Raw genomic sequence first — 24,604 nt, forward strand, 5'->3', positions numbered from 1 at the left:
GCATCGCCGAAATATCGGAAAACAATCCGACACAGTTAGCATGACCGGCGACGCGCGCGCGGGCCGGGACGTAAGGAAAGGGCGGATAATGCGTATTCTCGTGGTTGAGGACGATGCCAATCTCAATCGTCAGCTGACCGACGCGCTGAAAGAAGCCGGTTATGTTGTCGATCAGGCATTTGACGGCGAGGAAGGCCATTATCTCGGCGATACCGAACCCTATGACGCTATCGTTCTCGATATCGGCCTGCCGCAGATGGACGGCATCACCGTCGTCGAGAAATGGCGCGCGGCGGGCAAGGCCATGCCGGTCCTCATTCTCACCGCCCGTGACCGCTGGAGCGACAAGGTGGCGGGCATCGATGCCGGTGCCGACGATTACGTGACCAAGCCCTTCCATGTCGAAGAAGTTCTTGCCCGCGTGCGTGCGCTCATCCGCCGCGCCGCTGGCCACGCTTCCTCCGAACTCGTCTGCGGACCGGTCAAGCTCGATACCAAATCCTCCAAGGCAACGGTCAACGGCGTGACGCTGAAGCTCACCTCGCATGAGTTCCGCCTGCTTTCCTATCTCATGCATCACATGGGCGAGGTCGTCTCGCGCACGGAGCTGGTCGAACATATGTACGATCAGGATTTCGACAGGGATTCCAACACGATCGAGGTGTTTGTCGGACGTTTGCGCAAGAAGCTCGGGGTTGATCTGATCGAGACCATCCGTGGCCTCGGTTACCGGATGCAAGCGCCGGCAGATGCGAAGTAGCTCTCTTACCGCCCGCGTTCTTCTTCTCGCCTCCGCCTGGTCGGCGCTGGCGCTGGTGGTCATTGCCGTCGTGATCTCGACGCTCTACCGGCAGGGCGTGGAGCGCAGCTTCACCGATCTTCTGCGGGCGCAGCTTTATAACGTCATTAATTCCGTGACGATTTCGAACGAGAATACGCTGGCCGGCAGCCCGCAGCTCGGCGATCTCCGGTTCTCGCAGCCCGATACCGGCTGGTACTGGGTGGTGGAGCCGCTCGGCAATTTCCAGACGGCACCGCTGGTCTCCTCTTCGCTCGGCGTCGCGTCCTTGCCGGTGCCGAGCATTATCGATGCTCCCTTCGATAACAGATACGAGCGTTTTTATGCCGTGACCGACGAGGCGGGCAACAAGGTGCGGGTGGCGGAAACGGAAGTCGTGCTGGATGGTGAAGGCCGCGCGGCGCGTTTCCGCGTTTCCGGCAACCTGAATGTCGTTGAAGACGATGTGCGCAATTTCTCCAACAGCCTTTATCTGGCGCTCGCCGTCTTCGGTGTCGGCAGTCTGGTCGTCAATGGCCTTGCGATTCTCTACAGTCTGCGGCCGCTCGATCAGGCCCGTCTGGCGCTCGGAAAGATCAGGGGCGGGGAGGCGGAAAGCCTCGAAGGCGAATTCCCGCGCGAAATCCAGCCGTTGGCGAACGAAGTCAATGCGCTGATCGACAGCAACCGGCGCATCGTCGAGCGCGCCCGCATGCAGGTCGGCAATCTCGCACATTCGCTGAAAACGCCGATTGCCGTGCTTCTGAACGAGGCCCGCACGCTGGAGCCGCAGCATGGCGATCTGGTGCGCGCGCAGGCTGACGCCATGCAGGCGCAGGTGCAATCCTATCTTTCGCGCGCCCGCATCGCCGCCCAGCGCGGCTCGATTCTTGCGCGCGTGGAAGCGGAGCCGGCGCTGGAACGGCTGGTGCGCGTCATGCGCCGCCTCAACCCCGACAAGCAGTTCGAGCTGAATTTCGAGCATCCGGGGGCGGTGCTGGGCATGGAACAGCAGGATCTGGAGGAGATCGTCGGCAATCTTCTCGAGAATGCCGCGCGTTTTGCACAGACCAAAGTCGTTGTCACGCTTGCGACCGGCACTCACCCGTCCTCCGACCCCGAAATGGGCCGGCGCTCATGGGTGGAGTTGATCGTGGAGGATGACGGGCCGGGGCTGGAGCCCGGGCAGATAAGTGAAGCGATGAAGCGCGGCAGGCGGCTGGACGAAAGCCGTCCGGGCACCGGCCTCGGATTGTCGATCGTTTCCGAAGTGGTGTCTGAGTACCATGGCCACTTTTCCCTCTCGCGCAGCGGGATAGGTGGCCTGAAAGCCGATTTGATTTTGCCTGGCCTCTCGAAAGAGCTTGCGTGAGGCAAGAAAAAAGGCAAGAAATTCAATGCCGATATATAACGCGCGGTGCGGTAAGGAAAAGAGGACAGGGTTTGGTTGACGTGTATGATGGCTGCCGCTCCGTGACGATGCGTTCGCTTGTGTCACGCCCGGCACTTCTCTCGATCCTGTGCGTATCGATGCTGAGCGCCTGCACCACCACGGGCACCCGCTCGGCCGGTGGCAGTCTGTTCGGCGGTTCGGCACAACCTTCAACGCCGTTCCTTACCAACATGCAGGGCGGCATTGTCGGACGAAGCGGTCTGCAACTCGAAAAGGGCGACCGCACCAAAGCGCTTGAGGCCGAATATCGCGCACTGGAAACCGCCCCGGTCGGTACGCCGGTGACATGGACCGGCGACGATGCCAGCGGCCAGGTGGTTGCCAATGCGCCCTATCAGGTGGGCAACCAGAATTGCCGGCAGTATTCCCACACGCTGACTGTCGATGAAAAGGAAACCCGGGTTCGCGGTGCGGCCTGCCGCAATGCCGATGGCAGCTGGTCTCCTTTGACGTAAATCAAGGTCATGGACCTTTCCGAGTGACAGGAAGGGCTATAGCGGTGCAGCTGGACGCCGGGCGGTGCGGCGTGATGTCTCAAATTCGCGTCATCTCCGCGCTTCATGTTTCCATGTGCCGTGCATTCGAGTAATTGAGCCTTATGTTCTGGATTGTCGTTGCGATATTGACGGCGGCTGTCGCCATCGTCCTGATGTACCCGCTGATGCGGAAGACCGAGGTGTCGCACACGCGCCGCGACGGCGAGGTTGCAGTCTATCGCGACCAGCTTGCCGAACTGGACCGCGAGCGTGCCGCTGGCCTGATCGGCGAGACGGAGGCGGAATATGCCCGCGCCGAAATCGGCCGCCGGCTGCTTGCCGCAGCCGATACCCGTCAAGACGCTGAAAGCAGCGCCCGGCCGCTGCGGCACAATCTCGCCGTAACCCTGATTACCGTTTTGCTGCCTGCACTTGGCCTCTGTCTTTACATCTGGAAGGGAAGTCCGGTAGTGCCGGACATGCCGCTCGAGGCACGTCTGGAGCAACCCGGTAACGACATGAACCTTCTGGTCGCCCGTGCCGAGCGGCACCTGGCCGAAAACCCCGACGACGGTGCAGGCTGGGATATCCTGGCGCCGATCTATTTCAAGACGATGCGGCTTGGCGATGCCGAGCTTGCCTATCGCAACGCGCTTCGTCTGCAAGGGCCGAGCACAGAACGGCTGACGGGACTTGGCGAAACACTGGTGGCGAGCAATGACGGCATCGTCATCGAGGCTGCGCGTGAGGCCTTTGCCGAAGCCGAGCGGCTGAAACCCGGCAATCCACGCGCCCGCTTTTATCTGGCGCTGTCGCTGGAGCAGGCGGGCAAGGCGCAGGAGGCGCGTGCGGCCTTTGCAGCACTGGCGGCGGATGCACCAGCCGGTGCGCCATGGTTGCCGCTGGTGCGGGAACATATCGCCAGAACCGGCGGCGAGGCAGCGCCCGGCCCGACCGCAGGCGACGTGGCGGCGGCGAAAGACATGACGCCCGCCGACCGGCAGGCGATGATCGAGGGCATGGTGGCGAGCCTCGACGCCAAGCTCAAGGAAAATCCCGGTGATTTCGAAGGCTGGATGCGCCTCGTGCGCGCCTATTCCGTCTTGAACAATGCAGCGAAGGCGGGCGAGGCACTGAGAGCCGGTTTGCAGGTTTTCCCGCCTGAGGGCGAAGAGGGTAAGCAGCTTCTGGCGCTGGCGAAGGAATTGGGAGTTTCTGCCGGACCCGTTCGCATGGACGGGCAAGGGCGCGCGATGCCGCAGGGAGTGACGCAATGACCCGCAAACAGAAACGGCTCGCAATCATCGGCGGCGGCATGAGCTTCATCGTCGCGGCCGTGCTGCTCGTCATGTTCGCCTTCGGCCAGTCCATAGCCTATTTCTACATGCCGGCCGATCTGGAGAAGACGCCGGTCAATCCCGGCACCCGCATCCGCCTAGGTGGGCTGGTGGCGGAAGGCTCCGTCAAGCGCGGGGAGGGCCGCACGGTGAGCTTCACGGTGACTGACGGTGAAGCAAACGTGCCCGTCAGCTATACCGGCATTCTGCCCGATCTTTTCCGCGAGGGGCAGGGCGTGGTGACGGAAGGCGTTTTCGATGCCGCGACCCATGGCTTTGTTGCCGACAGCGTTCTGGCCAAGCATGACGAAAATTACATGCCGAAGGAAGTGGCCGACCGGCTGAAAGACAAGGGCCTGTGGCAGAACACCGGAGAGGGCGGGCAACCTTCCGGCGCAGCGCCTTCTCCTGCGGGGGCTTCAACCGACAAGACCGGAGCGATAAAATGATCAATGAGATCGGCCACTACGTTCTGGTTCTGGCACTCGCCGTGGGGCTGATCGTCTCGACGCTGCCGGTGATCGGCGCGCGCCGCAACGACCGGGCGCTGATGGATATCGCCTCGCTCGGCTCCGTCGTGATGTTCGTGCTCGTGGCCTTGTCCTTTGCGGCGCTGACGCGGGCCTATGCGGTTTCGGATTTCTCCGTGCGCAACGTCTGGGAAAACTCCCATTCGCTGATGCCGATGCTCTACAAGTTGACTGGCGTCTGGGGCAACCATGAGGGCTCCATGCTGTTATGGCTTCTGATCCTGGTGTTTTTCAGTGCGCTCGTTGCCGTCTTTGGTCGCAACCTGCCGGAAACGCTGAAAGCCAATGTGCTGTCCGTGCAGGCCTGGATTTCCGTCGCTTTCCTGCTGTTCATCCTGCTCACCTCCAATCCGTTCATGCGTCTGGAGCGGGTGCCGGCCGAAGGGCAGGACCTGAACCCTATCCTTCAGGACTTCGGCCTCGCCATACATCCGCCGCTGCTTTATCTCGGTTATGTCGGCTTTTCCGTCTGTTTCTCCTTCGCCGTCGCTGCACTTCTGGAGGGCCGGATCGATGCGGCCTGGGCGCGCTGGGTAAGGCCGTGGACGCTCGCCGCATGGACCTTCCTGACGGCAGGTATCTCCATGGGATCTTACTGGGCCTATTACGAACTCGGCTGGGGCGGCTGGTGGTTCTGGGATCCGGTTGAAAACGCCTCCTTCATGCCATGGCTTGCGGGCACCGCACTGCTGCATTCGGCACTCGTCATGGAAAAGCGCGAAGCGCTGAAAATCTGGACCGTGCTTCTGGCGATCATGACCTTCTCGCTGTCGCTGCTCGGCACCTTCCTCGTGCGCTCCGGCGTCTTGACCTCCGTGCACGCCTTCGCCACCGATCCGAGCCGCGGCATCTTCATTCTCGGCATCCTTACCGTTTTCATCGGCGGAGCTTTCGCGCTGTTCGCATGGCGGGCGCCCTCGCTGAAGGTGGGTGGATTGTTCGCGCCGATCTCACGCGAAGGGGCGCTGGTCCTCAACAATCTGATCCTGACGGTCTCGACCGCAACGGTACTGATCGGCACGCTCTATCCGCTCATTCTCGAAACGCTGACAGGCGAAAAAATCTCGGTCGGGGCGCCGTTCTTCAACCTCACCTTTGGCCTCCTGATGATCCCGGTCCTGATCGTCACGCCATTCGGGCCGATGCTCGCCTGGAAGCGCGGCGATCTTCTCGGCGCTTTCCAGCGGCTTTATGTGGCGGCCGCCATTGCAGCCCTTGCCGGGCTGACGCTCTGGTACGTGGAAAATGGCGGCCCGGTACTCGCCGCACTTGGCATCGCAGCCGGTTTCTGGCTGATCTTCGGGGCGCTTGCCGATCTCTGGTATCGGGCCAATTTCGGCAAACTGGCTTTCGGCATCGCTTTTCGACGCCTCAAGGGCCTGCCGCGTTCGGCCTTCGGCGCCGCACTTGCCCATATGGGGCTTGGCATCACCGTGCTCGGCATCGTCACCGTCACCACCTTCGAGACCGAAACCGTTCTTGAAATGAAGCAGGGCATGGAGGCGAAGGCGGGCGGCTACAGTCTCACCTTCGATGGCATCCGCCATGCCGTCGGCCCTAATTTCACCGAGGATCGCGGCCATTTCACCATACGCAAGGCGGGTGTGGAAGTGGCCGACGTCTGGTCCTCCAAACGGCTCTACACCGCACGGCGAATGCCGACCACGGAAGCGGGCATTTTGACCTTCGGCCTCAGCCAGCTCTACGTCTCGCTCGGTGACCCGATGGCGGATGGCGGCATGGTCGTGCGCATCTGGTGGAAACCCTTCATCCTGTGCATCTGGGGCGGCACGCTGTTCATGATGGCCGGCGGTTTGATATCGCTCTCCGACAGACGGTTGAGGGTGGGCGCACCGAGCCGCAAGGCGAAGCCGGCAAAAACGGCCGCGATGCCGGAGGCGGCGGAATGAGGGAGGTTGTGGCGGGGCTCACGCTCCTTCTCGTTCTCATGTTTACGTCATGGCCGGCCTTCGCCTTCAACCCGGACGAGGTGCTGAAAGACCCCGCACTGGAACAGCGCGCCCGCAATCTCACGTCTCAACTGCGCTGCATGGTCTGTCAGAACCAGTCGATCGATGACAGCAATGCCGAACTGGCACGGGATCTGCGCGTTCTGGTGCGGGACAGGCTGGTGGCAGGCGATAGCGATCAGGCTGTAGTCGACTACGTCGTGTCTCGTTATGGCGAATTCGTGCTGCTGAAACCGCGTTTCAGCCTGCGCACCGCACTTTTGTGGGGCGCGCCCATCGTTCTGGCGCTTGCGGGAATATTCGCCATCCTCGTTTTTTCGCGTCGGCGCGCCACCCAGGAGCGGCCGGAAAAACTGAGCGCGGACGAAGAAGAGAGAATTCGTAATCTCATTGAAAAATAACTGATTTTCATATCCGTCCTCGGTTCTTTTTCAACATTACGGTTTTTTCATTCGTCAGACACTTCGCTGTAAGGTGTCGCCTCCTATATCTTCATCATCCACCGCTTCTCCCCCGGTCAAACGGGTTCCAGTCTGAATGAAGAAAGAAGGTACACCATGTCTCACTCGCAAAACGGACGCTCCTCGCTGAAGACGGTTCTGAAGGCAACGACCGTTGGCGGTCTTGCCGCGCTGATGCTTTCCACAGGCATCGCCGCACCGATCGTTCATTCCTTTGCCGCTCCGGTCGAGGTGACTGCGCCGCAGGTTCCGAGCTTCGCCAATGTGGTCGAGGCGGTTTCGCCCGCCGTCGTCTCCGTTCGCGTCCAGTCGAACGTGCAGCCCGCTTCCGACGATTCCAGCAACTTTTCCTTCAATTTCGGCGGCCGTGGTCTCGACCAACTGCCGGACGACCATCCCCTGAAGCGCTTCTTCAAGGAATTCGGCGGTCCCAACCAGGACCGTCCCGACCGTGGTCCGAACCGTCACCGTGACGGCAAGGGTCCGCTGCGCCCCGTCGCTCAAGGATCCGGCTTCTTCATCTCCGAAGACGGTTATGTCGTCACCAACAACCACGTTGTCGATGACGGCTCCGCCTACACGGTGGTGATGAATGACGGCACCGAACTCGAAGCCAAGCTCGTTGGCCGTGATCCGCGTACCGACCTGGCGCTACTGAAGGTCGATGTGAACCGCAAGTTCACCTATGTGCAGTTTGCCGACGATAGCAAGATTCGCGTCGGTGACTGGGTCGTAGCCGTCGGTAACCCCTTCGGCCTCGGCGGCACGGTAACCTCGGGCATCGTTTCCGCCCGCGGCCGCGATATCGGCTCCGGCCCCTATGACGATTACCTGCAGATCGACGCCGCCGTGAACCGCGGCAACTCCGGTGGTCCCGCCTTCAATCTCAACGGTGAAGTCGTTGGCATCAACACCGCGATCTTCTCGCCCTCCGGCGGCAATGTCGGTATTGCTTTCGCCATCCCGTCGTCCGTTGCCAAGGACGTGATCGCCGACCTGCAAAAGGACGGCAAGGTCGAACGCGGCTGGCTCGGCGTGCAGATCCAGCCGGTCAGCAAGGACATTGCCGAGTCGCTTGGTCTTGCCGAAGCGAAGGGCGCGCTCGTCGTCTCGCCGCAGTCCGGTTCGCCGGGCGACAAGGCTGGCATCAAGCAGGGTGACATCATCACTGCCGTCAATGGCGACCCGGTCAAGGATGCCCGCGATCTGTCGCGTCGCATCGGCAGCATGACGCCAAACAGCAAGGTTGAAATCTCGCTCTGGCGCGGCGGCAAGTCGCAGTCGGTCACCGTGACGCTTGGCGATCTCGCAAGCGACGATGCCTCCAAGGCAACGCCGGGCCAGGAAAACGACAGTGGCAGCAAGCCTTCCAGCGCAAAGGTGCTGTCGAGCCTCGGCCTGACGGTTGCGCCCGCTGACGACGGCAACGGCCTTGCCATCACTGATGTCGATCCGGACAGCGACGCCGCTGCCCGTGGCCTGAAGACGGGTGAGAAGATCACCTCCGTCAACAACCAGCAGGTGGCTTCTGCCGCCGATATCGAGAAGGTTCTCGAGCAGGCGAAGAAGGACGGACGCTCCAAGGCGCTGTTCCAGATCCAGACGGACAGCGGCAGCCGCTTCATCGCACTGGATATCGACCAGGGTTGATAATCTGAGATGCGACGCCGGTTCTTCTTCGAGCCGGCGTCGCTCGGGACTGTGTCTCCCCTTAAGGGCGGGACAGAGTATGTGGAACGCGCGTGCCGCTTGTTTCTTCTCCGCTAGGGAGGAGGAGGTCGCGGCAGCGGGATCAAGGGCAAGGCCAGCGATAGACCGCGCCCTTGCCCCCTCATCCGACCCTTCGGGCCACCTTCCCCCCGCCGGGGAGAAGACAAGGACCCACAAAGCCGGTCCAGTCAGCACCGAGGAGGAAATCTCATGGAAAACAAGGTTCAGGAAATGTCCGTCGCATCTGTTTCCGGTTGTGCGGAAAAGGGCGAGGGCGCTATTGTCCCGCACATGAAGATTCTTGTTATTGAAGACGATCTCGAGGCTGCGGCCTATATGACCAAGGCGTTCCGGGAAGTCGGTATCGTTGCCGATCACGCGAGCGATGGTGAAAGCGGCCTGTTCATGGGCTGCGAGAATTCCTATGACGTGATGGTGATCGACCGCATGCTGCCGCGCCGCGACGGACTTTCCGTCATCAGCGAGCTGCGCCGGCGCGGCATCGAAACGCCGGTTCTCATTCTTTCGGCGCTTGGGCAGGTGGACGACCGCGTGACCGGCCTGCGTGCCGGCGGCGATGATTATCTGCCCAAACCCTACGCCTTTTCCGAACTTCTCGCACGCATCGAAGTGCTGGGCCGCCGCAAGGGCAAACCCGAACAGGACATGGTCTACCGTGTCGGCGATCTCGAACTTGACCGGCTATCCCACGATGTCCGTCGCGGCGGCAAGGAAATCCTGTTGCAGCCGCGTGAGTTCCGCCTGTTGGAATATCTCATGAAGAATGCCGGCCAGGTGGTGACCCGCACCATGCTTCTGGAAAACGTCTGGGATTATCATTTCGACCCGCAGACCAATGTCATCGACGTGCATGTGTCCCGCCTTCGTTCGAAGATCGAAAAGGACTTCGAAAAGCCGCTGCTGAAGACCATTCGCGGCGCGGGTTACATGATGAAGGATGAGGGCTGATTGGCGAAAATGGTCCGCCTCAGAATATTGTTCCGGTCAACAGCGGTGCGCCTTTCTGCGCTTTATATCCTGCTGTTTGCGCTCTGCGCCGCCTTCCTGGTCTTTTATGTCACCGCCCTTTCCGAACGGCTGCTGAACCAGCAGACGCGTGACGCGGTGCTGCAGGAAGTGTCGGATGTGCAGCGCATCTACAATCGCGGCGGCATCAACCCGCTGTTGCGGATGATGGAGCGCCGTGCCCGCCAGCCGGGGGCGAGCCTTTACATCATCGCCGGCCCCAATGGCGAAATCCTTGCAGGCAACGTCGCTTCCGTGCAGCCCGGCGTGTTTGACAAGGAGGGCTGGACGGGTTTCCCCTTCCGTTACGAACGTTATTCCGAAAGCGGCGACAGCGTGCAGCATATGGCGACCGCCAATGTCTTCATGCTGGACAACGGCCTGCGCATCCTGATCGGCCGCGATCTCGGCGAGCCCACCAAATTCCGGGCGCTGGTGCGCAATGCGCTGATGGTGGCGCTTGCCATCATGAGCGCCGGTGCGCTGCTCATCTGGTTCGGCATCGGCCGCAATGCCTTGAAACGCATCGACCGCATGTCGGCAGCGACCAAGAAGATCATGGCCGGTGATCTTTCGCAGCGCCTGCCGCAGGGCCGCTCCGGCGACGAGTTCGATCGGCTATCCGGCTCGCTCAACGCCATGCTCGGCCGTATCGAAAAGCTCAACGAGGGCTTGCGGCAGGTGTCCGACAATATCGCCCACGACCTCAAGACACCGCTGACGCGGCTGCGCAACAAGGCAGCCGCCGCCTTGGATGACAACGATGAGACGAAACGCCGCGCGGCACTCGAAGGCATCATCGCCGAATCCGACCAGTTGATCCGCACCTTCAATGCATTGTTGATGATTTCCCGCGTCGAGGCCGGCTCCATCGCCGCCGAAATGACCGATGTGGACATGTCGGCAATCGCCGCCGACAGCGCCGAACTTTACGAACCGGTGGCCGAGGACGCGGGACTTACGCTTGAGGCCGAGATCGAACCCGGTCTTTCGGTGCAGGGCAACCGTGAACTGATCGGCCAGGCGCTTTCAAACCTCATCGACAACGCCATGAAATATGCCTGCGAATGCGAGGGCGACAAAAAACTCATCGTGCGTCTGGTGAGCGAACCGGACGCCATCGTGCTGTCCGTCTCCGATAACGGCCCCGGCATCCCCGCCGACAAGCGCGGCGAGGTGCTGAAACGTTTCGTGCGGCTGGACGAAAGCCGCTCCAAACCCGGCACGGGGCTCGGCCTGTCGCTGGTGGAGGCCGTGATGGAATTGCACGGCGGATCGCTCGCGCTGTCGGACACCGACACTACAAATTCCGTCTGCCCGGGCCTGACCGTCTCGATGATCTTTCCCGTTTCGACCCAGTAAGCCGCGCTGTCCAACGCCGCTGACACCAGCACCGGCTGGTCACCGCTATTTGTGCGGAAATTCGTTCACCTCCGAGAAATAATCGTCTCTCGAGATTGAATTGAAAGATGATCGGAAGAATATCTTATAAGGTTCTACAGCTGCACTTTATGAGGGGATCGCATCGCGATCGGCAAAAGGACTTATGATTGATGGCAAACATGGCCCCCTTGGTCGGCGACCACCATGGACCGATCATTCTGTTCGATGCCGAATGTGTGCTGTGTTCCGTGAATGCGCAATTCGTACTGCGGCATGACAAGGCCGGATATTTCCGGCTGGCCTCCATGCAGGGAGCCGTCGGCACGGAAATCTACCGGCGGCACGGAATGGACCCCAAAAATCCGGTCAGCCTGCTCGTCGTCGATGGCGACAGGGTGCGACAGGACAGCGACGGTGTTCTTGCGATCTATGAGGCGCTTGGCATGCCCTGGCGGCTGCTTGGCATGTTGCGCATAATTCCCGCATTTCTGCGCGATCCCGTCTATCGTTTTGTCGCCCGCAATCGCTACCGTTGGTTCGGAAAACGTGCGCAATGCTGGGTGGCGCCGCCGGAATACAGGGACAGGATTCTCTGAACTTAGCGACGATCCTCCGCCCAAGGCAGGCGACAATTTCAGGTGGCGGTACAGACACGTGACGGCGTTGCGGAGATGGTTACGCATCCCCGCAATGCCACATCGCCATCGGCTCAGAACGTATAAGCCACGCCAATCATCGCGAAGGGCTGGATGTCCTTCTTGGAGAGCGGGCTGTCCTTGGCATCGCCCAGCAGGAAGCCAACACCGCCGGCGCCGGTGATCGACCAGTTCTCGGTCATAAGATAAGTGAGGGAGGCGCTGGCGTCGATGCGCTTGAAGCCTGCCTTGGCGTCATAGCGGCGCAGGCCGGAACGGGCGGATTGGGCCGAGGTGACGCCGAAATAGGATTTCATGTGCTTGTCGTCCGCCCAGGTGGCGGAGAGGTCCGCGCCAAGGATGAACTGGTCGACTTTGTGCGAAACGCTGGCGCCGACGGTTGCGGTCAACCCTTCGCTCCCGCTGATGGTCTTGTCCACCTTCGCATAGACCTCGAAGGGGTCGATGCCATAAGCGATAACACCGCCGACCACGCCGCCCGCCTTGATGTCACCCATTCCGCGAAGATTTTTCTTGTCGTCCTTTTCCTTGCGCCCTGCTTCCCAGCCGCCCTTGACGCCCAGTCTGAAGCCGTTGCTGTTCAGCAGGTTGACGGTGACGCCACTGAAATCGATGCTCAGCGTATCTCCATACTCAACGGAAACCAGGGGAACCGCGCCTGCTTCCAGCTTGTCCGAGCCCTCATATTTGGGAGCGTAGGCAGCACCCACGCCAAGTGTGATTTTCCACTCACTGGAACTGCTGTAGCGGGCATTGTCGAAATTGCCCTGCGGTTCGGCGAACCTGTCCGATTTACCGAGATCGGCAGCGAGGACGGGCGTGCAGATGCCCTGCGCCAGGGGCAGCGCGGTCAGGCACAACGCCATTGCACGCAGGTTCTTTTGCCATTTCACTGTAAAAATCTGTTTCATGATCATATCCGTTGCAGCATCAAGCGTTGCAAAACCTGGGAGTCGGGTTTCGTTGAGCAGGACGCTACGTGGGCATAATTGCGGAGACATTACGCGAGATTGCCGGCCACGACTGAAATGGCGCTTCCGCAGGCCGGACTTCGGAAAAGATCGGCAAAAACGGTTTTCCTGATCGCAAAGCGCCACGCATTTGTTACAACGCGGAGTGTATGCGCCCGGAAGCTTCGACAATGCGTGGCGGCAGGACGATTTTGCGGGGAGCGATCCTTCCTGAGAATCAGGCACGGTCGAAGCGCAAGGATGGGTCGCTCGGGAGAGGGAGAGAGACAGTGACGAAACGGGAAACCGCTGAAAGGCGGCTGAGCGAGGTTCTGCCGGGAGTTATCCGCCCCTATACGCAGACGGAACTGAAATCCGTTCTCTCCACACTGAAGGATATCGCCAAGGGCGAGCCAGCTGTGGCCGCGCTTCTTGCCGCCGAAAGCCCGCTGAAGGACTTCATCGCTGCGGCTTTCACGCTGTCGCCCTATCTGCGCGATATGGCCGCGGCGGACGAGGGACTGCTGACGCTCGCGATTTCGAAGCCGCTGGAGCCACTACTGGCCGATCTCGTCGGTGAAGCGCGCGATTGCTGGAAGCCGGGGCAAGAGGGCGGCGTGCCCGTCGAAAACGAGGTGATGTCGCGCTTGAGGATCGCCAAGCGTCGGCTTTCCTTCGTCGCAGCGCTTGCCGATCTCGCGCGCATCTTCACCGCCCGCGATACCACGCGCTGGCTGAGCGACATGGCGGATGCTTCGCTGTCGGCCGCCATCGACCACCTGCTGCTTGTCGGCCATGAGACCGGCAAGCTCAAACTTAAGAACGTTGCCACGCCAAGCGAAGGTTCCGGCCTGATCGTGCTTGGCATGGGCAAGCTCGGCGCGCGCGAACTGAACTATTCCTCGGACATCGACGCAGTGGTGTTCTTTGAACCCTCTGCTGGCATTATCGATGATCCCTATGCTGCGACAGAGAATTTCGGCCGCATGATGCGCCGCCTCGTGCGTATCATGCAGGAACGCACGGCAGACGGTTACGTCTTCCGCACCGATTTGAGGCTCCGGCCAGACCCCGGCTCGACGCCGCTCGCCATTCCCGTGGAAGCGGCGCTGCTTTATTACGAGGGCAGGGGCCAAAACTGGGAACGCGCCGCCTATATCAAGGCGCGGCCGGTGGCCGGCGATCTGAAGGCCGGCGACAATTTCCTGCGCGAACTGACGCCTTTCATCTTCCGCAAATATCTAGATTACGCGGCGATTGCCGATATTCACTCCATCAAGCGGCAGATCCATGCGCATAAGGGCCATGGCGCGATTGCGGTTAAGGGCCATAACGTCAAGCTCGGACGCGGCGGCATTCGCGAGATCGAGTTCTTCGCGCAGACGCAGCAGCTGATCGCCGGCGGCCGTATGCCGGCGCTCAGGGTCCGCGCGACGCAGGAGGCGCTGGCGGCGCTCACCGAAGCGAAATGGATCGATGCCGAAACGCGCGACAGCCTGACTGACGCCTACTGGTTCCTGCGCGAAGTGGAACACCGCATTCAGATGGTGCGCGATGAGCAGACCCACGTGCTGCCCGACACCGAAACAGAACTGAAGCGCATTGCCTTCATGCTCGGTTTTGAAGATACCAAGGCGTTTTCCGAGAAGCTGGAAAAGGTGCTGCGGCTGGTGGAGCGCCGTTATTCGGCGCTGTTCGAACAGGAGACGAAACTCTCCGGTGAGGCAGGCAATCTGGTCTTCACGGGCCAGAAGGACGATCCAGATACGCTGAAAACCCTCTCAGCACTTGGTTTTCAGCGGCCGGAGGATATTTCCCGCGTCATACGCACCTGGCACAATGGCCGCTACCGGGCAACGCAATCGGTCGAGGCGCGCGAGCGGCTGACGGAGCTTACGCCGGATCTGCTGCGCGCCTTTGGCGAAAGCAAGCGGGCGGATGAGGCGCTGCTGCGCTTTGATAATTTCCTCTCCGGGCTACCGGCGGGCATCCAGCTCTTCTCGCTGCTCGGCAACAATCAGGCGCTGCTGTCGCTGCTGGTGACGATCATGTCGTCGGCCCCGCGCCTTGCCGAAATCATCGCCGCCCGCCCGCATGTTTTTGACGGCATGCTGGACCCGGCGCTGATGAGTGACATCCCGACGCGCGAATATCTTGCCCAGCGCATGGGCAATTTCCTTTCCAATGCCCGCCACTACGAGGATATTCTCGACCGGCTCCGTATTTTCGCCGCCGAGCAGCGCTTTCTCATCGGCGTGCGGCTGTTGACAGGCGCGATCCGTGGCGAGATCGCCGCCCGCGCCTTCACCCATCTTGCCGATCTGGTAATTGAAGCGGCCCTGAATGCCGTTCTCTCGGAGATGGAGACGGCACATGGGCCATATCCGGGCGGGCGCGTGGCCGTGATGGGCATGGGCAAGCTCGGCTCCTTCGAGCTGACCGCGGGTTCGGATGTCGACCTCATTCTCCTCTACGATTACGACGATGCCGCCCATGAATCGACCGGCGCAAAACCGCTCGATGTGGTGCGTTACTTCACTCGCGTCACCCAAAGGCTGATTGCCGCACTATCGGCGCCCACGGCCGAAGGCGTGCTTTACGAGGTGGACATGCGGCTTCGCCCCTCCGGCAACAAGGGGCCGGTGGCGACGCGCATTTCCGCCTTTGAGAAATACCAGCGCGAGGAAGCCTGGACCTGGGAACATATGGCGCTTTCCCGCGCTCGCCTGATTTGTGGCGAAGCCTCGCTGATGGAAGATGCGCGCGGCATCATCGCCTCGATCCTTTCGCAAAAACGCGATGTGGCGAAGGTTTCTGCTGACGTGCTGGAGATGCGCAGCCTCATCGAGCAGGAGAAGCCGCCGGAAAATATCTGGGACTTCAAGCTCATCAATGGCGGCCTGATCGACCTCGAATTCATCGCCCAATATCTGGCGCTGGTCGGTCCCGCCAAGGGTCTCCAGCCGCACGAACCGGGTCGCAACACGGCAGAGGCATTGCAGGTGCTGGCCGCCCCGGTGATGGAGCAGCAATCTTTCGACGACTGCCTGGCGGCGACTGCGCTTTACACCGAGATATCGCAGATCGTGCGGCTGTGCATCGACGGTGCTTTCAATCCGAAGGAAGCGCCTGCCGGTCTTATCGATCTGGTTTGCCGGGCCGGGGATTGCCCGGATATTTCCACGCTGGAGGGCGAGGTGAAGCGGCTGGCGAAGGTTGTCAGGAAGGCGTTTGTGGCAACGGTGAAGAATGGCGGGTGATGGTGGGTATCGCGCGTTCTGCCTTCACTTACTGCAACGCAGCGGGCACAGCCCGATATTCCTCAATGCACCGTGCCACAGCACCCTGCCGCATGCGGGATGATAATCGTCACCACCGTGCCTCTGCCTTCGCAGGAGCGGATTTTCATCGTGCCGCCATGCAGCCTGACGAGCGAGCGCGAGATGGCGAGCCCGAGGCCTGAGCCGCCCTGGCTTTTGGCGTATTGGCTCTGCACCTGCTCGAAGGGCTGGCCAATCTTGTCGAGTGCCTCGGCGGGAATGCCGATGCCGGTATCGGCGATGGTGAGGATCATGGCGGCCTGATGCACATGGGTGCGCAGCGCTACGCGGCCGCCATTGCCGGTGAACTTCACGGCATTGGACAGAAGGTTGAGCATGATCTGCTTCATGGCGCGGCGGTCGCCCTGCATCGTCAGCCCGGCGCAGACCTTCTGCTGCACGGTGATGTTCTTCTGTTCCGCCTGGATGGCGGTCAGCCGCAGGGTTTCCTCGATAAGCGGCGCGAGATCGATTGTCTCGCGGTTGATCCGCATATGGCCCGCTTCGATCTTGGACATATCCAGAATGTCGTTGATGACATTTAGGAGGTGCTTGCCGCTGTCGTGGATATCCCGGGCATATTCGGAATATTTCGGCGAGCCAACCGGCCCGAACATCTCGTTTTGCAGGATGTCGGAAAAGCCGAGAATGGCGTTGAGCGGCGTGCGCAGTTCATGGCTCATATTGGCGAGGAATTCGGACTTTGCGAGGTTTGCCGCCTGGGCGCGCTCTTTTTCGGCGAGATAATTGGCGTTGGCGTCCGAAAGCTCCGTCTTCTGCCGCTCCAGCTTATGCTGCGAGGCGGAAAGATCGCCGATGGTGGCCATCAGCCGGCGTTCGGAGTCACGTAGGCGCTCCTGATGGCGCTTCAGAAGCGTAATGTCGGTGCCGACGGAGACGAGGCCGCCGTCACGGGTGCGGCGTTCATTGATCTGTAGCCAGCGATCATCGGCAAGCTGCACTTCCGTCATGCGCGAAAGGCCAGACTGATCGGGGTCCGCAACGCGCCGCTCCACAACCGGGCGTGCCGCAGCCGCCTGCACGGCGCTCTTTTCGGTGCCCGCTACCAGAACGCTGTCCGGCAGGCCGTAAGCCTTCTGGTAATGGGTGTTGCACATGACGAGACGGTCATTCTTGTCCCATAGCACGAAGGCTTCCGAGGTGGATTCGATGGCGTCTGCAAGGCGCTGGTCTGCCTCGGCATAACGTTGCGCAAGGCGGTGCTGCTCAGTCACGTCCATGGCGATGCCGATGACGCGCGGGCCGTTATTGGTGCGGATGACCTGGGCGCGGGCGCGCAGCCAGACATAGTGGCCTTTCGCGTGGCGCATGCGAAAGATCTGGTCGATCTGGCGCAGATCACCGCAGCCGACAGCACGGGCAAGCTCGTAGAGGTTCCCATCTTCGGAATGCATCATGCGCGCCGCATCCGAAAAGGACAGCGGTGCGGCCTTCGGCGGTCTGCCGAGGATTTCGTAGAGCGAGCCGGACCAGAACATGCGCCGCGTGGAAAGATCGAAGTCCCACAGGCCGCAGCGGCCACGTGACAGCGCCGTCTCCACCCGCAGGTTCGATTCGGCGAAGATGTCGTCGGCATCGCGGGCGCGTTTGACCTGCATGTAATAGGCGTAGAGCACGACGAGAAGGATCGAGGAGATTCCGGCAAACAGCGTCACGTTCATGGCGATTTCGCTGCGCCAGAAAGAACGGATCGGCTCAAGCGAGCGCGCCGCGATGACCATGCCGCCATCGTCACCGAAGGGGATCATCGTCGCATAATGCGGCTGGTTGTCGATATTCGTTTCGATGGTGCCGGGCGCGCCGGGAAAACGCTGAACAATGGCGATTTCGGGAAGCAAAGCCGGCAGGGAGGTGCCGATATAAAGCGTGGCGCCCTTGCCAGCGCCGGCGAAAATCCGGCCGTTGCTGCCCGACAGAAGCACCATGGTGCCATCAGCAAGGCTGCCCGAAGGCAGCGCTGCGGCAAGGCTCGCCTCTGCGCGGGTGCGCTCTTGCGAGGCAAAGACAATACCGTTGTTGATAAGGGCTGCTTTGGCCGTCAGCGCTGTCAGTGCGGTAGAGTGGCGGGCTGCCTCTTCCATGCGGCTATATTCGGCAACGATGCCCAGCATGCGTGACGCCGCGATGACGACGAGAAATGCAAGAATGAGAATGGGAATGAGGCGCTTCAGCAGGGTCTCGACCTGCGGCATCGGGCGGTCGGAGCCGTTCATCAAACCCATCAGGTCGCTGGAAAGCCTTTCGCCCCAGGCCGCAAGATCAGAAAATTTGGCATACGGCCGCTCATCGCCCGCAGTCGCCCGCCGCACGTTCGTCATTGTCCCGCCTTCAAGATATCCCCACTGATTCGAAGCGCCGCCGCTCGAATATGCATAGTGAATCAAATGCGATTCGCCGTGTCCAGAGGCAAAAGTTAAAAGAATTTTAACCCCTTGAACCGACTCCGTATTTTTTCGGGACAGCGCGTTACGGTCTGCACAGCGACGCCAGGCATTGGAAAAACCGACACCCGGATGGCCGGTCTGGGACGTTCCGGTGTGTTCCGGCCGGTGGTTCTCAAGCCTTGTCGAAAGCTTCAAGAGCAGGTCCAAGTGCGCCGAGAACGCCGTTTCCGGCGGCGGGAAGCCCGGTCAGCACCGCGCTGATGATATCGTCACGGCTTGCGCCATGCGCTTTGGCTTCCAGCACATGAAATGCCACACCGCCTTCAAGCCTCAGTGCGGCAAGAATGCCGATATAGACCAGGCATTGCGTCTTGGCATCCAGCGTGGACGCCGCACCCAGCCCCTGCACGGCCTGAAGCCAGACCGCCTGATGGGCCGGGGCTTCGGTGATGAAACGCTGGAACGAATTGCTGGTGTTGGAAATATCCGTCATTTGAAGTCCCTTTCCGCTCGCGGCCGCGTTCCGGCCTGTCGCTGACGATTGTGTCGCGCAATGCGTTGCGCCGCCTTGACGGAAATCAAGACGGCGCAACGCATTGTCCGGAATAGGGGAGTTGGCGAATGTTCGCCGGGTATTATCCTTTCAGAATACGCCCGACGATATCGCTGACATCCGTCGAAAGACCTTTTGCTTCGGCGATTGTCGAAAGCGCTGCCTTGGCGTGTTCGGCGCGGCTTGCTTCCAGCGACCGCCAGGAGCGCATGGAGGTGAGAATGCGTGCGGCAAGCTGCGGGTTACGCTTGTCGATGGCTATGATCTGCTCGGCGAGGAACCGGTAGGCGGCACCGTCGGCGCGGTGGAAACCGGTCGGGTTGGAGAAGGCGAGCGTGCCCACCAGCGACCGTACCCGGTTGGGATTAGAGGCGATGAAGTGTTTCGACGTCATCAGCGCCTTGATACGTTCCAGCGCGCCGTCGCCGGGAATGGCGGCCTGCAGCGAGAACCATTTGTCGAGAACCAGCGCATTGTCGGCAAAGCGGGCTTCGAAGGCGGCAAGCGCCTCCTTTGTCTCCGCGCTGTCGGGGAAACGCTGGGTCAGCACACCAAGCGCATGCGCAAGATCGGTCATGTTGGTGGCGCTGGCATAGGCCTTTGCCGCCCTGTCAGGCGTTCCCTCGGCAAAAGCAAGGAAGCTCAACGCGCCGTTGCGAAGCGAACGCCGTCCGGCGCTGTCGGCATCGGGGCTGTAGGCTTCACCATTGCCGTCGCTGTCGGCGAGCCCGCGGAGCGTTTCGAGACCGGCCGTGGCAATGGCCTTGATCGTCGCGTTGCGGGCCTTGTGGATGGCGTCCGGGTCGGTATTGCCGCCCAGTTCGCGAGCGATGTCCGTTTCGCTCGGCAGCGCCAGCGCCTGTGCCCGGAAAGCGGGTTCAAGCGAAGCGTCGCCGACGATTTCGATCAACGTTGCGATGAGGTCGGCGTCCGAGCGTACTTCTTGGCCGTTCTGCACGGCCTTGGTAGCGGCAATCAGCGCCGGCAAAGCGAGATCGGTAAGCGCCTGGAAACGGGCAAACATATCCGTCTCGTGCCGGGCAACCTGCACCAGATCGGCAGCACTCTGTTCGAAATGCAGGTTGATCGGCGCCGAGAAGCTGCGGTTGAGCGACAGCACTGGGCGCGATGAAATGCCGGAGAAGGAGAATGTCTGGTTGCGTTCGGTCAGATGCAGCACGCCGTCGCGGTATTCTCCGGCCGTGACAGCCTGCGGCTCGGCGATCTGGCCATTGTCGAGAATCAGCGCCAGCGAAAGCGGAATATGACGCGGTTGCTTCACCGGTTGGCCAGGCGTTGGTGCGACGGTCTGTTCCAGCGTCAGCCTGAAGGTCGCCTTGGCGGCATCGTAGGCGGAGGAAACGGAGACGAGCGGCGTGCCGGCCTCGGTGTACCATAGCGAAAACTGCGACAGGTCGCGGCCGCTGGCATCGGCAAAACTCTTGACGAAATCCTCAACAGTCGCCGCTTCGCCGTCATGACGTTCGAAATAAAGGTCCATGCCTTTCTTGAAGTCGTCTTCCCCAAGGATCGTGGCGATCATGCGGGTGACTTCGGCGCCCTTTTCATAAACGGTCGTCGTGTAGAAGTTGTTGATTTCGCGATAGGTATCGGGGCGTGGCGGATGGGCCAGCGGACCGGAATCCTCTGGAAACTGCTCCGATTTCAGGTGACGCACATCGGCGATGCGCTTGACCGGGCGCGAGCGCATGTCGGCGGAAAATTCCTGGTCGCGATAGACCGTCAGGCCTTCTTTCAGGCACAGCTGAAACCAGTCGCGGCAGGTGATGCGGTTGCCGGTCCAGTTGTGGAAATATTCATGCGCGATGATGCGCTCGATATTGGCGTAGTCCGCGTCGGAGGCAGTTTCCGGGTCGGCCAGCACGAATTTGTCGTTGAAGACGTTGAGACCCTTGTTCTCCATCGCGCCCATGTTGAAATCGGACACGGCGACGATCATGAAAATATCGAGGTCGTATTCACGGCCGAAGCGTTCCTCATCCCACTTCATCGAGCGCTTCAGCGCATCCATGGCATAGGCCGCGCGCGGCTCCTTGCCATGCTCGACATAGATCTTCAGCGCCACTTCGCGGCCAGAAAGGGTGGTGAACGTGTCTTCCACCACGCCGAGATCGCCGGCGACAAGCGCAAAGAGATAGCTGGGTTTCGGGTGCGGATCGAACCAGGCTGCAAAGTGGCGGCCTTCATCGTAATTGCCGCCGCCGAGGAAATTGCCGTTCGACAACAGCAGGGGATTGCCGTCCTTCGCGGCGATGATCGTCACCGTATAAGGTGCCAGAACATCGGGCCGGTCTGGGAAATAGGTGATGCGGCGGAAACCTTCAGCCTCGCACTGGGTGCAATAAACGCCGTTGGTGCGGTAAAGCCCCATCAGCTGCGTATTGACCTGCGGGTTGATGTAATTGGTGACACAGATCTCGAAGGGCGTCGCCGCAGGCAGATCGCGGATCGTCAGGCTATCGGGCGTCGCGTCATATTGGCTTGCGGGAATGTCCACCTGATCAAGCAGCAGGCCCGAAAGCGTCAACTCGTCGCCATCGAGAACGAGCGGCGCTGACACATCGACGCCCTCTCGGCGATGAAAGATCAGACGGGCTTCGACCTTGGTATTCTTGGGGTCGAGTTCGAAGGTGAGATCCACCCGCTCCAGAACGAAATCGGTGGGGCGGTAATCTGCCAGGTGAACGATCTGGCCCGTGTCTGTTCGCATGACTGTTCCTGAATAACTTTGTCGTTGTCCTCCGGGCATCATGTCGTCATAAGGCCCGGATGTAAAATAGGTAGAGTATTCGTCACAATCATGTGCGCATCGGGAGGACGTTCTGTCCTGCCATGGAAGGCTTTGCCGGCCCTGCAGACGATCCTGCCGCTGCCGGACCTGCGGACCATGCCAGCAAATGTTGAACGATTGCTGAAATTGTATTTTATTTTCTTCAAATTTTAGCGCGTGTCGCTTTTGGTCTGATTCTCACGTCGCCATCAGGGCTGAAGGCCTGAACAATGGGGGTGAGGAGGCCCCAAGCCGGGGAAAGCAATCCTGCGCCTCACCAGATCAACGGAATTCATGGGTAAATAACATTTTTTGTTGTAAAGCGCTTCGGGAATGCTCTAGCCTTGGGCAAATCCAATTCCCCCGCGTCGTCCTCCCCCGCATGAACAATCTCCCGATGGCGTGTTTGCGCAGCCGATATGAGTAACTGCCGATGAACGCCGAACCGACAAATCCCTTTCGGGGGATAAGCCTGAAGCTGATTTCGGTTGGCTTTTTTCTGGTGATGCAGACTTGTATCAAGGCCTCCGGTCCCGATGTGCCGGCCGGTCAGATCACTTTCTTCCGCTCCGCTTTCGCCATCATCCCCATCGTCGTTTATCTTGCCTGGCTGCATGCGCTAACGAGCGCGCTGCACACCAACAATCTCATCGGCCATTTCAAGCGCGGGTTTCTCGGCATTCTCTCCATGGCCTGCGGGTTTTACGGGCTGACGCTGCTGCCGTTGCCGGAATTCATCGCCATCGGTTATGCCTCACCGCTGCTGGCCGTCGTGTTCGCCGCCTTCATCCTGCGCGAGAAGGTGCGCATCTACCGCTGGAGCGCGGTTTTCGTTGGCATGATGGGCGTGCTGGTTATCCTGTGGCCGAAGATGACCCTGTTGCGTGAAGGCGGTTTTGCCGCGGGCGAGGGGCTGGGCGCGATTGCCGTGCTATGCGGGGCAGCACTTGGCGGTCTCGCAATGATCCAGGTGCGGCAACTGGTGGAAACGGAAAAGACGCCGACCATCGTTCTCTATTTCTCGCTCACGGCCACCTTGCTTTCGCTCGTCAGCGTGCCCTTCGGGTGGAGCGCTCTGGATACCAAGCAGGCCGTGCTGTTGATCACCAGCGGCATTTGTGGCGGCGTCGCACAGATCTTCCTGACGGAGAGCTATCGCCACGCGGAGGTCTCCACTATCGCGCCCTTCGAATACAGCTCCATCGTTTTCGGGATAGCGGTCTCCTATATCCTGTTCGGAGACATTCCAACGCTCACCATGCTGATCGGCACGGCAATCGTGATTTTCGCCGGCATCTTCATCATTTTCCGCGAGCACCAGCTGGGCCTGGCGAGACGCGCGGCACGCAAGGCCTCCACGCCGCAGGGGTAACGCACCAAATTTGGCGGAGGTCGCAAACATGCGGCATCGTCGGCGCCAGAGCCGTTGTCGTTTCGTCGCCTAGTCCCGCAAATGCAAAAGGCGCCTTCCCGAAGAAAGACGCCAGCGCGCAATCAAAGATATGGACCGGTTTTACGCCGGCCTGAGTGCTCTCAGCGCTCGCGGAAATCCGCAAAGACAGCTGCAGGACGTGTGACGCGAACCTGCTGCATGGCAGCACGTGCGGTCATCTGTTCGTTAGCGGCAGCGCCGAAACGATGGTAACCCTGACTGGAGCGAGGGCCGAGGCCCGCCAGTCGGAGCGTTTCAAAGCCGGAATGTACCGGACGGAAGCGAGTGGTCATTGCCTTGGTTCCTTAAACCGAATTCCTCCCAAGACACAGGCTGGCTTATCGCAGTGCAGCATGGATTCGGCAAGCCGGGTCAGCGCGCCGCTGTTATGCGTAATACGCATGGCTTTTTTCATACTTCGTTTACTCTGAGTAAGAATCAGGCAATCAGCCTTCGGAGATTTTTGCCTGAAACGCCAATAAATCCTGCCATGCCAATGACTTGCTGGCAGGTGCGTTTAGAAGTTCCTGCGGATGCAGGCTCGCCAGCGCCGGTAAAACCAGGTGCCCAGCTGCGACATCACGCCACTGTCCGCGCAGCGTATGGATCGTTCCGGTGCCGCCGAAAAAGAAACGTGCGGTCAAGTTGCCAAGAAGCAACAGGTGTTTCGGCTCCGCAAGTGCGATCTGGCGCTCAATGAAGGGGCGGCAGATATCCATTTCGGCCTGAGTCGGCGGGCGGTTGCCCGGTGGACGCCAGGGCACGACATTGCCGAGCATGATGCGTGCGCGGTCAAGGCCGATAGCGGCCAGCATACGGTCGAGCAGCAGCCCGGTCTTGCCGGCAAAAAGCTGGCCCTCGCGGTCGTCATCTGCATCCGGCATCGGGCCGATGACCATGACGGCGCAAGCAGGGTCGCCTTCGGTGAATACCGTGTTGCGGGCGCTGTTCTTGAGGTTGCAGCCGCTGAAACCCTCAAGCGCGATTTTCAGTTCGGAAAGCGACCTTGCGCTTTCAGCCGCAAAACGGGCAGCCGCCACGGCCTGTTCGTCCGGCATGGCAACATTCTGCTGAAGTGCCGGAGCAGGCGGCGCGCCTCTCGTCGGCGCGCTGCGACCTGCCGTCTGCCGCTGCGGAGCATCGGCACGACGCTCCGCGCCGCCGTCCATCTGGTGTGCGGGCGCAGAACTTTCCTGACGCGCTGCCGGTCGGGCAGGGCGGGAGGCGGCAAATTCGGCGAAACGGTCAACAGGTCCGTCTTCCAGCAACCAGTCCACGCCCGCATCCGCATGGAAATGCAGAAGCGCGGCGAGTTCGGCCGGGGAGAGGTCGTGAGCGGCGATCATGGGGTGAAATTATCCCATGTTCCCCGC

The 24,604-nt window shown here is 60.8% G+C and carries 19 protein-coding genes; 13 read left to right on the plus strand and 6 right to left on the minus strand.

What is annotated here, in order from left to right:
• Positions 1-88: 88 nt before the first annotated feature.
• The 11 genes from ACZ5A6_RS03345 (at position 89) to ACZ5A6_RS03395 (ending at position 11,720) form a co-directional block, all read left to right on the plus strand.
• The gene (locus ACZ5A6_RS03345; protein ID WP_003512135.1) at positions 89-760 is read left to right on the plus strand and encodes a response regulator transcription factor; all 672 of its coding nucleotides are present in this window, start codon (positions 89-91) and stop codon (positions 758-760) included.
• Complete coding sequence (locus ACZ5A6_RS03350; protein WP_003512137.1) at positions 750-2,150, plus strand: sensor histidine kinase; 1,401 nt, start codon at positions 750-752, stop codon at positions 2,148-2,150. Before ACZ5A6_RS03345 ends, ACZ5A6_RS03350 begins: the two co-directional genes overlap by 11 nt.
• Before the next feature lie 107 nt (positions 2,151-2,257).
• The gene (locus ACZ5A6_RS03355; protein WP_174061627.1) at positions 2,258-2,686 is read left to right on the plus strand and encodes a hypothetical protein; all 429 of its coding nucleotides are present in this window, start codon (positions 2,258-2,260) and stop codon (positions 2,684-2,686) included.
• A 143-nt stretch (positions 2,687-2,829) separates the two neighbouring features.
• Positions 2,830-3,984, plus strand: a complete 1,155-nt coding sequence (ccmI, locus tag ACZ5A6_RS03360) for a c-type cytochrome biogenesis protein CcmI (RefSeq protein WP_174061520.1) — start codon at positions 2,830-2,832, stop codon at positions 3,982-3,984.
• Positions 3,981-4,493: a cytochrome c maturation protein CcmE gene (gene ccmE / locus ACZ5A6_RS03365; RefSeq protein ID WP_174061519.1), complete on the plus strand. Its 513-nt coding sequence runs from the start codon at positions 3,981-3,983 to the stop codon at positions 4,491-4,493. Before ccmI ends, ccmE begins: the two co-directional genes overlap by 4 nt.
• Positions 4,490-6,484, plus strand: a complete 1,995-nt coding sequence (locus tag ACZ5A6_RS03370; RefSeq protein ID WP_111796152.1) for a heme lyase CcmF/NrfE family subunit — start codon at positions 4,490-4,492, stop codon at positions 6,482-6,484. The genes ccmE and ACZ5A6_RS03370 overlap by 4 nt, the downstream gene beginning before the upstream one ends.
• A complete protein-coding gene (locus ACZ5A6_RS03375; RefSeq protein WP_025592862.1) occupies positions 6,481-6,945 on the plus strand; it encodes a cytochrome c-type biogenesis protein in 465 nt (154 codons plus the stop codon). The genes ACZ5A6_RS03370 and ACZ5A6_RS03375 overlap by 4 nt, the downstream gene beginning before the upstream one ends.
• Before the next feature lie 156 nt (positions 6,946-7,101).
• Positions 7,102-8,655, plus strand: a complete 1,554-nt coding sequence (locus ACZ5A6_RS03380; protein ID WP_003512147.1) for a Do family serine endopeptidase — start codon at positions 7,102-7,104, stop codon at positions 8,653-8,655.
• A 270-nt stretch (positions 8,656-8,925) separates the two neighbouring features.
• On the plus strand, positions 8,926-9,684 hold the full coding sequence (locus tag ACZ5A6_RS03385) for a response regulator transcription factor (RefSeq protein WP_013635754.1): 759 nt from the start codon (positions 8,926-8,928) through the stop codon (positions 9,682-9,684).
• A gap of 9 nt (positions 9,685-9,693) precedes the next feature.
• The gene (locus ACZ5A6_RS03390) at positions 9,694-11,103 is read left to right on the plus strand and encodes a sensor histidine kinase (RefSeq protein ID WP_003512151.1); all 1,410 of its coding nucleotides are present in this window, start codon (positions 9,694-9,696) and stop codon (positions 11,101-11,103) included.
• Positions 11,104-11,294: 191 nt separating this feature from the next.
• Positions 11,295-11,720: a thiol-disulfide oxidoreductase DCC family protein gene (locus ACZ5A6_RS03395; RefSeq protein WP_065661211.1), complete on the plus strand. Its 426-nt coding sequence runs from the start codon at positions 11,295-11,297 to the stop codon at positions 11,718-11,720.
• A 113-nt stretch (positions 11,721-11,833) separates the two neighbouring features.
• Here the strand turns inward: ACZ5A6_RS03395 and ACZ5A6_RS03400 are convergent, their stop codons facing one another.
• Complete coding sequence (locus tag ACZ5A6_RS03400) at positions 11,834-12,697, minus strand: MipA/OmpV family protein (RefSeq protein ID WP_025592866.1); 864 nt, start codon at positions 12,695-12,697, stop codon at positions 11,834-11,836.
• Between the two features lie 323 nt (positions 12,698-13,020).
• Here ACZ5A6_RS03400 and ACZ5A6_RS03405 point away from each other — a divergent pair, with 323 nt between their 5' ends.
• Positions 13,021-15,990 (plus strand): bifunctional [glutamine synthetase] adenylyltransferase/[glutamine synthetase]-adenylyl-L-tyrosine phosphorylase, encoded by a 2,970-nt coding sequence (locus tag ACZ5A6_RS03405; RefSeq protein WP_174061518.1) that lies wholly within the window; start codon positions 13,021-13,023, stop codon positions 15,988-15,990.
• Between the two features lie 62 nt (positions 15,991-16,052).
• Here ACZ5A6_RS03405 and ACZ5A6_RS03410 read toward each other — a convergent pair whose 3' ends face one another.
• From ACZ5A6_RS03410 to pepN, 3 genes are all read right to left on the minus strand, one after another.
• On the minus strand, positions 16,053-18,389 hold the full coding sequence (locus ACZ5A6_RS03410) for a PAS domain-containing sensor histidine kinase (RefSeq protein ID WP_019564062.1): 2,337 nt from the start codon (positions 18,387-18,389) through the stop codon (positions 16,053-16,055).
• 238 nt (positions 18,390-18,627) lie between these two features.
• The gene (locus ACZ5A6_RS03415) at positions 18,628-18,948 is read right to left on the minus strand and encodes a carboxymuconolactone decarboxylase family protein (protein ID WP_003512161.1); all 321 of its coding nucleotides are present in this window, start codon (positions 18,946-18,948) and stop codon (positions 18,628-18,630) included.
• A gap of 142 nt (positions 18,949-19,090) precedes the next feature.
• Entirely contained in the window at positions 19,091-21,739 is a 2,649-nt protein-coding gene (gene pepN / locus ACZ5A6_RS03420; protein ID WP_464111045.1) for an aminopeptidase N, read from the minus strand.
• 493 nt (positions 21,740-22,232) lie between these two features.
• On the opposite strand from pepN, the gene ACZ5A6_RS03425 reads away from it, so the two are divergent.
• On the plus strand, positions 22,233-23,171 hold the full coding sequence (locus tag ACZ5A6_RS03425; RefSeq protein WP_003512165.1) for a DMT family transporter: 939 nt from the start codon (positions 22,233-22,235) through the stop codon (positions 23,169-23,171).
• A gap of 161 nt (positions 23,172-23,332) precedes the next feature.
• Here the strand turns inward: ACZ5A6_RS03425 and ACZ5A6_RS03430 are convergent, their stop codons facing one another.
• Together ACZ5A6_RS03430 and ACZ5A6_RS03435 are read right to left on the minus strand one after the other, a co-directional pair.
• Positions 23,333-23,524 (minus strand): hypothetical protein, encoded by a 192-nt coding sequence (locus ACZ5A6_RS03430; protein WP_003497027.1) that lies wholly within the window; start codon positions 23,522-23,524, stop codon positions 23,333-23,335.
• 153 nt (positions 23,525-23,677) lie between these two features.
• Positions 23,678-24,577 (minus strand): uracil-DNA glycosylase, encoded by a 900-nt coding sequence (locus tag ACZ5A6_RS03435; protein WP_112958990.1) that lies wholly within the window; start codon positions 24,575-24,577, stop codon positions 23,678-23,680.
• Positions 24,578-24,604: the final 27 nt, after the last annotated feature.

The organism is Agrobacterium sp. 6Ca8, assembly GCF_055382765.1.